We start from the raw sequence: 10528 nt of genomic DNA, 5'->3' as shown, positions 1-10528 counted from the left end.
AAATGTTTATAAGAGACCGGCTCTACGCGACCAACCGCCCACCCACGAGGGGCTGCGCCGTTCGCCGGAAACTACGCCGAAGGCGCCGGCTTCTGCCGCAGCAGGCTGACCGCCAGGCCGCCAACAACCAACACACCCAGCCCCAGCAACGCCCACAGCAGCCACGACTTCCAATCATGCTGCGGCTTCAGCGCCGCCTCGCCGGCCAGCGGCTCCGGGCTGCCTTCCAGTCGTGCCAGCGTTGGCTGCCACGACGGGTCGTTGCGCAAGCGCAGTTCCTCGATCAGCACGCCAATCGGCGCCTCCGTGCGGCGCGCGGTCGAGCTGCCCACCGCCAACGCGTAGGGCGCCGCGCCCTGGCTCAGGAACACCAGTACTTCGGGCTGGTAACCCAGGCGCAGGGTCGGTGCGGTTGCCGTTTCGGCGGGGTTCGCCACCAGTTTCCAGTAGCGATCGCGGTGCACGCCGCCCAGCGGCTGCGCGGCCGACTGCTGCCGTTGGCCCTGCGCGCCCTGCTGCAGCTGATAGGCAATCCACGGTGCACTGCGGCGCTGCCATTCCGCACTCTCGTCATCGCGGCTGAACAATGTCCACTGCACCAGGCTGTTGTCGGTGCTGGCCACGTCGGCACGCGCCGCCGGGAAGCGGCCATCCATCTCGAAGGTGTACTCGCCCTTGCCCTTCGAGGTCGGTTCCAGCGACAACCACTCCCACGGCAATGTGGCCGGTGCCGGCGGCAACTCGGCCAGTACGCTGCGCAGCGTTGGCAGACGCGCATCGCCCTGCGCCAGCACGCGCAGATAGCGCGCTTCACCATCCACCTGCAGGCGGCGCTGCAGCAGGCGCTTGCCAGCGCGCTGCAGATCCACCAGCGGGACGTCGCGGCCAATCGCACGCCAGTGCTGCAGGTCGTCGCTGACGTCCAGCTGCACCTGTGCCTGCAACGGCTGGCCACTGTCGGCCCAATCCAGCACCAGCGCCGCCAGCGGCTGCTGGCCCAGCACACTGGCGTCGATCAGCCAACCGCCCTGCCCGTTGGCCACGGCACCGCCACTAACGCGCGCTTCCACGCGACGCACGCGGCCATCGGTATCGCGCTCGGTCAGCAACTGCAGGTCGTTGCGCTGTGCTTCGGCCAGCGGCGGCAACGCGAACCACGGCAGCTCACGCTGCACCGGCGGCTGTGCCAGCGGCTGGTCCGGCGCCAGCAATGCCGACGGCAACGATTGGCCGGCAGCATTGAACACCTGCACATCGCCCAGGTCCGCACTACCGGCGCGACGGTAGATCGCCGGTTCCAGCACGACACGGTAGGCACCCGATTGTGCGCTGGACAACGTCAGCGGCCACTGCTCGGCGTACTGGGTACGGTAATCGGCGGCCTGTGCGGTGACGGCGGCCAGCATGCCGAACATCGCCGGCAGCAGCGCCCTGCTCCACGTCTTCATTGTTTTTCCTCCACGGTCGGCGCCGCGCTCGGCGGTGCCGGTGCCAGATAACCCACGACCGTGCACAGCAGGCCGTAAGCGATGAACGATGCGATGCCCAGCAGGTTGCCCAGGTGCTGCCGATCGACAAGCACCAGCTTGGCCAGCACCACGCCCATCAGCACCGCACCCACCATCCACAACACGCGCTGGCCGCGGCGCGAGCCCCACACCCAGGCGATCACGCCGAGCACGCTCCACAGCACGGTCAGGCTGGTCTGCGCCAGGCTGAATCGCATCATCGACGCACTCCACGACAGGCCGCCCCACTGATGCACGCCGTGCAGCACCAGGCTGGTCAGCGCGACGAAGGTGGCCAATGCCAACAGCGGCAGCCGGATCTTCACCAGTGACTGCGGCGCCTGCGCGCTGTACAGCCAGCGCGCCAGCAACGCCAGGCTTAGCCACTGGCCCAGCTCGGCCGGGTTCAACACCGGTAGCCACAGCAGCGGCGCTGCGTCACCCGGCAGCAACTGGCCGAACAGCCAGCCGATCGACAGCAGGCCGAACAGCACGCACTGCAGCGGCAGGCGCACGCTGTCGAAGGCCACGCCCAGCGGCCAGCGCAGCACGTTCCAGCGCCACAACGACAGCGCGGCCATCAGCAGCCACGGCAGCGTGACCAGCAAGGTCGTCCAGCCCTGCGCCAGATCGGCCTCGCCGCCGCCCCACAGAGCCAGCAGCGAGAGCAGCGACGGCCACAGCAGCCACCACAGGAACTGCGCGATACGTGCCACGGTGTCGCCTCCCTGCCGCAGGCACAGCAGGGTGCGCACGCCCAGTACCGCGAACACCGCCCATGCCAGCGCGCCGTGACCGGCGAACGGTTGCTGGTGCGCATCGCTCTGCATCAGCGCCAGCGGGAAACCCAGCGCAAGCATCGCCAGCGCGGTTACGCCCAGCGCGCGCGACGGCTGGCGGCGCTGCACCTCGGCTGCCAGCCATGCGGTCACCGCGGCCAGCATCAGCAGTGCATCCACTTCGATGCGATACGGGAAGAACCGGGTGATCTCGTGCACCAGGCCGCCCAACCACCACAACAGACCCCACAGGTAGTAAACCAGTGCGATCTCGTGGCGCTCCCTGCGCTGGTAACTCCATGCCGACGCGAAGCCGGCAACGGCCAGCAGCAGCGCACCGATCGCGGTCGGGTTGAGCAGGAAGCGAAGGTCCTCATGCCAGTGATCGCCACCGGCAACGAAGGCGAACGCGGCGCCCATCTGCAACAACGCGCCGGATACCTGCGGCAGCCAGCGTTTCTGGCGCAGACCCAGCCAGGCCAGGCCCGCACCTTCCAGCGCGAACACCGCGCCGGTGGCACGCGCAGACAATGCCAGTGGCACAGCCAGCGTAGCGAAGCCCACCGCCAGCACCGCATGCGACTGCGCCAGCACGGTGTACGACGCGCGCGCGATCAGTGCCCGCGCCAGTACGGCGTAGATCGCCGCCAGGCCCAGTGCGCACAGCGCCAGCGTCATCGGCTGCTCGTGCAGCATGCCGGCCTGCATCGAGAAGGCAACCAAGGGCGTACCGAACACCAGGCTGCCGTCGACCAGGTCACGCCGTCCGGCGGGCTGGCGGCGCGCGTACAGCAGCGGGATCAACAGGTAGAAGGCGAAGAACAGCAGCAGGAACGGCTCGGTACTGCTGAACTTGTCCGGCGCGTACTGCAGTACGCCCCAGAACGTGCCGATGCCGAACGTAAAGGCGAAACCGAGCAGGTTCAGCGCGCGCCACGGACGGAACCAGGCGATGGCGAAGATGCCAGCGTTGAGCACCGCGTAGTAGCTGAACAGCCCCACGTGGTTGCCACTGCCGGTGGACAGCCACAGCGGTGCCATGAAGCCGGCGAGGATGCCCAGCACCGCAAGAGTGCGCGAGTTCTGCACCACCGCCAGCACGCACAGCCCGGCCACCAGCGCGATCGAACTGGCAAAGGCAAACCCGGGGTTGAGCAGCTCGAACCGCTTGAACGCGGCGAAGATGGTCAGCAGCAGCACGCCGATGGCACCGCCCTGCAGCGCCAGTGCGAACAGGCGCCGGCGCTCGCGCTGATGCCAGCCGAACGCCAACAAGCCCAGCGCACCCACGGTGACAGCGGCCAGGCGCAGCTCGATCGGCAGCACCAGCCAGCCCTGGTCACTGACGTACTTCAGCAGCGCGGCAACACCGGCCAGCAGCACCAGCATGCCGATCTTGACCGGCACGTTGCCCTCGGTGAACCAGCGCTTGACCGCTCCGAGGCCACGCTCGATGAAGTTGGGCAGTGCTGGTTCAGAAGGCAGCGGCGGCTGCACCGGCGCGTGTGGCACCGGCGGTGGTGCGACCGGGCGCGGCGCCTCCGCTGCCACAGGCACCGCTTCGCGCACCGGCGGCGGCGTTGGCTGGGGGGGAGGCGGTGCGGCAGCCGCCACCGGCCGCAGGAACGGCGGATCGGCGCCGGCCGCAGGCATGGGCGCAGCCCGTTCTGGCGCCGGCTCGGCTGCAACCGGCCGGGCGGCCGGCGCGGGGGCCAGGGCACCTTCCAGCGCGGCCACACGGCGGCGCAGGCCGGCAATCATCACCAGCGCCACCACCAGCAGCAGCGGGATGGCCAGCAGAACCAGTACCACCAGGGCTATCAATGCTTCCATTGCATGCTTCCATTGCAATCCCGCGCCCCAGCGGCAGCGGTCGACCGCCCCATGCTACGACAGGGCTGGCCCCATAAACGACGAACCCCGGCCAGGCCGGGGTCCGCGTGCGATCTTGGCCAGCCTTACTTGGCGGCGACGACCTTGGCCATTTCCAGGCACTTGTTCGAGTAGCCCCACTCGTTGTCGTACCAGGTGACCAGCTTGACGAAGGTGCCGTCCAGGGCGATACCGGCCTCGGCGTCGAACACCGAGGTGCAGGTCTCGCCGCGGAAATCGGTGGCCACGACCTTGTCTTCGGTGTAGCCCAGGATGCCCTTCAGCGGACCTTCGCTCTGTGCCTTCACTTCCGCGCAGATCTCGGCGTAGGTGGCTTCCTTTTCCAGCTCGACGGTCAGGTCGACCACCGACACGTCCGAGGTCGGGACACGGAAGCTCATGCCGGTCAGCTTCTTGTTCAGTTCCGGGATGACCACGCCGACGGCCTTGGCCGCACCGGTGGACGACGGAATGATGTTCTCCAGGATGCCGCGGCCACCACGCCAGTCCTTGTTGGACGGGCCATCGACGGTCTTCTGGGTGGCGGTAGCCGCATGCACGGTGGTCATCAGGCCGCGCTTGATGCCCCACTTGTCATTGATGACCTTGGCCAGCGGGGCCAGGCAGTTGGTGGTGCACGAAGCGTTGGAGACGATCGCCTGGCCGGCGTAGGTCTTGTCGTTCACGCCGTACACGAACATCGGCGTGTCGTCCTTCGACGGGGCCGACATGATGACCTTCCTGGCGCCGGCATCGATGTGCTTCTGCGCGGTTTCCTTGGTCAGGAACAGGCCGGTGGACTCGATCACCACGTCCACGTCCACTTCGTTCCACTTCAGGTTGGCCGGGTCGCGTTCCTGGGTCAGGCGGATCTTCTTGCCGTTGACCAGCAGGTCGTTGCCCTGCACCGCCACGTCAGCCTTGAAGCGGCCGTGCACGGAGTCGTACTTGAGCATGTACGCCAGATAGTCCGGCTCCAGCAGATCGTTGATGGCCACGATTTCGATGTCGTCGCCGAAGTTCAGCACCGCCGAGCGCAGGACGTTACGCCCGATGCGACCGAAACCGTTGATACCAACCTTGATTGCCATGTTCTCAAGCTCCTGCAGCCGCGACGGGTGCGGCGGGATGGATAGGGCCCACAAGTCTAGCAAACCGGGGCTGGCCACCGCGGGCCAGCCCCGGCGGGCAGCAGGCCGGCGGACAGGATTTGATCCGGATCAAAGCGTTAGCGCGATGTGAGGCCGAGACTGGCCGCATCCACCCAGCAACGAGATCACCCCCATGCGCAAGACCTCCCCCCTGATCGTGGCCAGCCTGGCCGCCGCCCTGTCGCTCGCCGCCGCCCCGGCCATGGCCCAGTCCAAGGGCGACTGGACCATTTCCGCGGGCGTGCACCAGGTGGCCCCGAAGTCGAACAATGGCTGGCTGGCCAACCACACCCTGAAGGTCGACGTCGACAACGACGTCAAGCCGACCATCACTGGTGAGTACTTCATCGCCGACAACCTTGGCATCGAAGTGCTGGCCGCGCTTCCGTTCAAGCACGACATCAACATCAATGGCCTGGGCCGCGTGGGCAGCACCAAGCAGCTGCCGCCGGTGGTGACCGTGCAGTACCACTTCAACAGCAAGGGCAAGGTGTCGCCGTTCATCGGTGCGGGCGTGAACTACACGACCTTCTTCAGCGAAGACACCACCGGTGCGCTGAAGGACAACCGCCTGAAGCTGCAGGATTCGTGGGGCCTGGCCGCGCATGCGGGCGTGGACTTCGCGATCGGCGAGAAGGGCGCGCTGCGCGTGGACATGCGCTGGATCGACATCGACAGCAAGGTGAAGTTGAACGGCGAGAAGATCGGCACGGTCAACATCGATCCGCTGGTCTACGGTGCTTCGTACGTCTTCAAGTTCTAAAGCGGTGTGTTGAGCGCGGGGGCTTCGCCCCCGCTCCCCCGCTACACGCAAAACCCTCGCAGCATGTTGCCCCGGTGATTGCCGGGGCTTTTTTTGTTTGTGCGAGAAGCACCGGCTTCTGGAATTGGGCGGAGAGGGTGAGGTGATCGGGACACGCCGTAAATACGTCCCTGTAGGCTCGATCGCCGCATCCATGCGGCGAACGGTCCCGATCACCTCACCCTCTCCACCCTTCCCATCTGCGCGCGCGTGCCAGCTCAAGCAGAGGCAAGAGCAGAACCTGTACATCCGAAGCGTAAAGGTTGCCTGCAATTGCAGGATGCAGATTTTGATCCTGCATTTGTTTTTGATCTTGCCTTTGACGTTTGCATCCGTCTCCGCGGCCATGTTTGGAGGGGAACGCAGAGGGAGGGGCGGCGGGACCGTTGGCGCCATGGATGGCGCCATCGAGCCTCCAGGGACGGATTCACGGCGTGTCCCGCCGCCCGTCCCTCTGCGCTCCCACTTCGGAACAGGAACGCGCCGCTCTTCAATCCACCGACCCCGTTAGAATGTGTGCATGAAAGCCCTGCACTCCCTGTTCCTCGCCGCCGCCCTGGCGCCGGCCCTGCTGTCCGCCTCCGCCCCCGCCCATGCCTGGGGCGCGCAAGGCCACCGCCTTGTTGCCGAAGTCGCCGACGCCCGCCTCAACCCCACCGCCCGTGCCGAAGTGGATCGCCTGCTGGCCACCGAACCGGACGCCACGCTGGCCAGCATCGCGCCCTGGGCCGACCAGTTGCGCGCCAAGGACCCGGGCCTGGGCCGTCGCTCGGCCGGCTGGCACTACGTCAACATCGCCGAAGACAACTGCCACTACGAAGCACCGAAGCACTGCAGGAACGGCAACTGCATCGTCGAGGCTCTGAAGGCACAGAGCGCCATCCTCGGCGATCGCAGCCTGACCGACGGCGAGCGCCTGCAGGCGCTGAAGTTCGTCGTGCACCTGGTCGGCGACATCCACCAGCCGATGCACGCCGGTTACGCCCACGACAAGGGCGGCAACGATTTCCAGCTGCAGTTCGGCAACCGCGGTACCAACCTGCACTCGCTGTGGGACAGCGGCATGCTCAACACCCGCAAGCTGGACGACGCGGGCTACCTGCCGCTGCTGCAGAGCCAGCGCGCGCCGAAGCTGGCGCGCCAGTCCAACCCGCAGCGCGACCCGCAGACGTGGGCCGAGGCCAGCTGCCGCATTTCCATGCAAGCTGGCGTTTATCCGGCCACGCGTAAAATCGGTGACGAATACACCGAGCGCTACCGGCCGCTTGCCGAAGCGCAGCTGCGACTGGCCGGTGAGAACCTGGCGCAGTTGCTGAACCGCGTGCTCGGCACGCGCTGAGGAGAGTTCCGATGTCGGTCCAGGTGCAGTCGTTCTTCCACCGTGACAGCAACACCTTCAGCTATCTGGTCAGCGACCCGGCCAGCGGCGAGGCAGCGCTGATCGACCCGGTCCTGGACTACGACCCGGATACCGACGCCAGCAGTGAATCGCCGCTGCATGCCGCGTTGCAGGCCATCGAACAACAGGGCCTGCAGCTGCGCTGGCTGCTGGAAACCCACGCCCACGCCGACCATGTGTCGGCCGGGCGCCGGCTGAAGCAGCGCTTCCCGCAGGCCACGCTGGCCATCGGCGAAGGCATCCGCGCGGTGCAGGCCACCTTCGCACCGCGCTATGGCCTGCAGCTTCCAGCGGCCGATGAGATCTTCGACCACCTGTTCAGCGATGGCGAAAGCTTTGCTCTGGGCGAACTGCGCTGTCAGGTGATCGCCGTGCCCGGCCATACCAGCGACAGCATCGCCTACCTGATCGACGATGTGCTGTTCACCGGTGACTCGCTGTTCATGCCCGACGGCGGCACTGCCCGCTGTGATTTCCCGGGCGGCGATGCCGCGCAGTTGTACCGTTCAATCCAGCGCCTGCTGGCCCTGCCCGATGCGACGCGCGTATTCGTCTGCCACGACTACGGCCCGGGTGGCCGCGACGTCGCCAACGAAACCACCATCGGCGAACAGCGCGCGCACAACATCCACGTGCACGATGGCGTGGCCGAGGCAGAGTTCGTCAGCGTGCGCCAGGCCCGCGATGCGACGCTGGAAGAACCCAAGCTGATGCAGCCCGCGGTGAAGGCCAACATCCAGGGCGGCGCCTGATCCACGCCGCTGCGCTCGCCGGGCATGGCCCGGCGTTACCCCGGTCATCGCAAGCGATCATTTTCCCTGCGTGCGCACCACGTGCTGTCCCTTCACGATCTCGAAGGTAAAGGCGTATTGCAGGGTGACGGCCACCGGCTCGACGCGCTCGGCGCCGCGACAGTCGCCGCGGTCGGCAGGCACCTTGCCAGCCGCGAAGTGGCAGACCGCTGCGGACGAGTACTTCCACATCGCCACGGCTTCCTGCGCAGCCTGCAGCAAGGGCGCGTTCTCGCGTGCAGCCCCTGCGGCGCATTCCTGGCGATCGGTCAATGGCAGGCTGCGCTCGACGATGCCGTTGGCATCAACCACCACCTGCAGGCAGATGGTGGTCGGCGACAGTTCCGCGCGCGGGTCACGATCGCCCACTTCCGGGTCCGGTGCCGCGTACAACTGCGGCATCCGGTAGCCCTCGCTCGCGCCCAGCGAATAGGTCTGCAGCTGCCCACTGCCGCCACCCGCCTGCGGCTGCAGGCGCTGATGGCCGACATTCTCGCTGCGGGTATCCACGGTGGTCAGGCGGTCCTGGGTCGCGCACCCTGCCAACAGCGCCGCCATCATTAGCAGCGGCGCGGACTTCACTGGGAGTCCTCGGTGTTGTCCATGGCATAGGTGATCGGAATCTTCACAGCCCCTGCAACCGGCTTTCCGTTCTTCATCGCCGGACGATAGGTCCAGCTCCGCGCGGCGGCGATCGACACCGCATCGAACACACCCGGATTCGTAGCACTGAGCACCTGGACGTCAGTCGGATGGCCCTTGGCATCCACTTCCACGCGTAGGTTCACCACGCCCACCTGGCGCTGTTCGATGGCGGACTTCGGATAGGACGGCGGCGGCATCTTGTCGACCTCTATCTCCCGATCCATGGCGGCCTCTGCCTGGCCGTCTGCGGCTGCACCGCCCTGACTGGCCCACGCCACCGCGCCCATTCCCACGCACAATCCGACCACCAGCACCTGCCCCGACACCCACGGCAATGCCTTCCGCTTTGACTGCTTCAACATGGCGATACGCTCCTTCAACACGGGTTGGCTGCGCCAATGGCAGACCGCGGGCGCAACCGGGTGAACCAGCTGCGCCTTCAGCAGCGTGCTGGCATAGAGGCCGCGCAGCACAGGCTGCGGGCCGATGGTGCGGGCATCACAGGCCAACTCCTGATCGCGCAGGAAGCGGCGTGCAGCCCATGGCAGCAGCGGGTGGAACCAGAAGACCGCGCGCGCCAGCAGCAACGCGCCGTTGGCCCAGTGATCGCCATTGCGACGGTGGCTGCGCTCGTGCTGCAGGATCAGGCCCTGTTCCTGCGCGCTGAACTGCTGATCGAACTCCGGGCCAACCACGATGCGCGGCCGCCACAGGCCAACCAGCGCTGGCAGGCCTGGGTCGCCGCTGGCCTGCCAGCTCCCATCGGTGCGCGGCGTCAGTGGACCCATGCGCCGTTCGAATCGACGCTGAGCGCGCAGGTCGCGCAGCAGGCAGAGGCCCGTGCCCACGGCCCACAGTGCCAGCAACAACCCGGCCCATGGCAAGGACTGTCCGGCCGCGCCATCAATTGCACCGGGCATCACTTTCAGCGGCAGCGTGGGTACCTGCTGCAACAACGCAACCTGCGGCAACGGCAGCATCAGTGCCACCAGCAGCATCGGCAGCAGCCACCAGCTGCGGTAGGCCAGCCCAGCGCCACCCAATCGCACCAGCAATGGCCGCATTACCGCCAGCAGGACTACGCCCACCGCCAGCCACAGGCTGGCCTGCAACACTCCGTCGAGCAGCTCAGTCATGGTCCAGCTCCTGGATCAGCTTCTTCAGTTCGGCGATATCCTGCGCGCTCAACTGGCCGCGCTCGCTGAAGTGCGCGACCAGCGGCGCCACGCGCCCTTCGAAGACACGCCCGATGAAGTCCTGGCTCTGCGCCTCCACCCATGCCTGGCGCTGCAGCAGCGGCCGGTACAGGTAACGCCGGCCATCGCGCTCGGCGGCGATCGCGCCCTTGGTCAGCAGACGGTTCAGCAGGGTCTTGATGGTCGGTTCGGCCCAGTCACGGTGGGCCAGCGCGGCGACCACTTCATCGGCGCTACGCGGTGCCTGCTGCCACAGCACCTCCATCACAACGGCTTCGGCTTCGCTGATCGGGGTCATGGTTTACATCCGTAATCGACGTCCCGATTACGCGCGTAATCGAATCACCTGTCAAGCCCCTCGACTCCAGGTTCATCCCGGCTGCGC

The 10528-nt window shown here is 67.0% G+C and carries 9 protein-coding genes; 3 read left to right on the top strand and 6 right to left on the bottom strand.

Going from position 1 to position 10528, the window contains the following annotated elements; translation table 11 throughout:
* Nucleotides 1–71: 71 nt before the first annotated feature.
* The 3 genes from EKL94_RS07110 to gap form a co-directional block, all read right to left on the bottom strand.
* Complete coding sequence (locus tag EKL94_RS07110; protein ID WP_126928551.1) at nucleotides 72–1448, bottom strand: DUF3999 domain-containing protein; 1377 nt, start codon at nucleotides 1446–1448, stop codon at nucleotides 72–74.
* Nucleotides 1445–4120 carry a DUF2339 domain-containing protein gene (locus EKL94_RS07105; protein WP_126928550.1) on the bottom strand — a complete coding sequence of 892 codons (2676 nt, stop codon included), beginning with the start codon at nucleotides 4118–4120 and terminating at the stop codon, nucleotides 1445–1447. Before EKL94_RS07105 ends, EKL94_RS07110 begins: the two co-directional genes overlap by 4 nt.
* Before the next feature lie 125 nt (nucleotides 4121–4245).
* Nucleotides 4246–5250 carry a type I glyceraldehyde-3-phosphate dehydrogenase gene (gap, locus tag EKL94_RS07100; RefSeq protein ID WP_010484083.1) on the bottom strand — a complete coding sequence of 335 codons (1005 nt, stop codon included), beginning with the start codon at nucleotides 5248–5250 and terminating at the stop codon, nucleotides 4246–4248.
* A 193-nt stretch (nucleotides 5251–5443) separates the two neighbouring features.
* Here gap and EKL94_RS07095 point away from each other — a divergent pair, with 193 nt between their 5' ends.
* The 3 genes from EKL94_RS07095 to EKL94_RS07085 all read left to right on the top strand — a co-directional run bounded on the left by EKL94_RS07095 (nucleotide 5444) and on the right by EKL94_RS07085 (nucleotide 8263).
* Nucleotides 5444–6073: an OmpW/AlkL family protein gene (locus EKL94_RS07095; RefSeq protein WP_126928549.1), complete on the top strand. Its 630-nt coding sequence runs from the start codon at nucleotides 5444–5446 to the stop codon at nucleotides 6071–6073.
* 559 nt (nucleotides 6074–6632) lie between these two features.
* The gene (locus EKL94_RS07090; RefSeq protein WP_126928548.1) at nucleotides 6633–7451 is read left to right on the top strand and encodes a S1/P1 nuclease; all 819 of its coding nucleotides are present in this window, start codon (nucleotides 6633–6635) and stop codon (nucleotides 7449–7451) included.
* Between the two features lie 11 nt (nucleotides 7452–7462).
* Nucleotides 7463–8263 carry an MBL fold metallo-hydrolase gene (locus EKL94_RS07085; protein WP_126928547.1) on the top strand — a complete coding sequence of 267 codons (801 nt, stop codon included), beginning with the start codon at nucleotides 7463–7465 and terminating at the stop codon, nucleotides 8261–8263.
* Between the two features lie 57 nt (nucleotides 8264–8320).
* Here EKL94_RS07085 and EKL94_RS07080 read toward each other — a convergent pair whose 3' ends face one another.
* Genes EKL94_RS07080 through EKL94_RS07070 form a run of 3 tightly spaced genes read right to left on the bottom strand, consistent with a single transcriptional unit; the run spans nucleotide 8321 to nucleotide 10441 of the window.
* Nucleotides 8321–8884 carry a hypothetical protein gene (locus EKL94_RS07080; protein ID WP_126928546.1) on the bottom strand — a complete coding sequence of 188 codons (564 nt, stop codon included), beginning with the start codon at nucleotides 8882–8884 and terminating at the stop codon, nucleotides 8321–8323.
* Nucleotides 8881–10083, bottom strand: coding sequence for a TonB family protein (locus EKL94_RS07075; RefSeq protein ID WP_126928545.1), 1203 nt, complete (start codon nucleotides 10081–10083; stop codon nucleotides 8881–8883). Before EKL94_RS07075 ends, EKL94_RS07080 begins: the two co-directional genes overlap by 4 nt.
* The gene (locus EKL94_RS07070) at nucleotides 10076–10441 is read right to left on the bottom strand and encodes a BlaI/MecI/CopY family transcriptional regulator (RefSeq protein WP_012481135.1); all 366 of its coding nucleotides are present in this window, start codon (nucleotides 10439–10441) and stop codon (nucleotides 10076–10078) included. The genes EKL94_RS07075 and EKL94_RS07070 overlap by 8 nt, the downstream gene beginning before the upstream one ends.
* Between the last annotated feature and the right edge of the window lie 87 nt (nucleotides 10442–10528).

This window comes from Stenotrophomonas maltophilia (assembly GCF_003970865.1).
GTDB lineage: Bacteria > Pseudomonadota > Gammaproteobacteria > Xanthomonadales > Xanthomonadaceae > Stenotrophomonas > Stenotrophomonas maltophilia_AR.
This window is presented reverse-complemented; position numbering and strand designations above follow the sequence as displayed.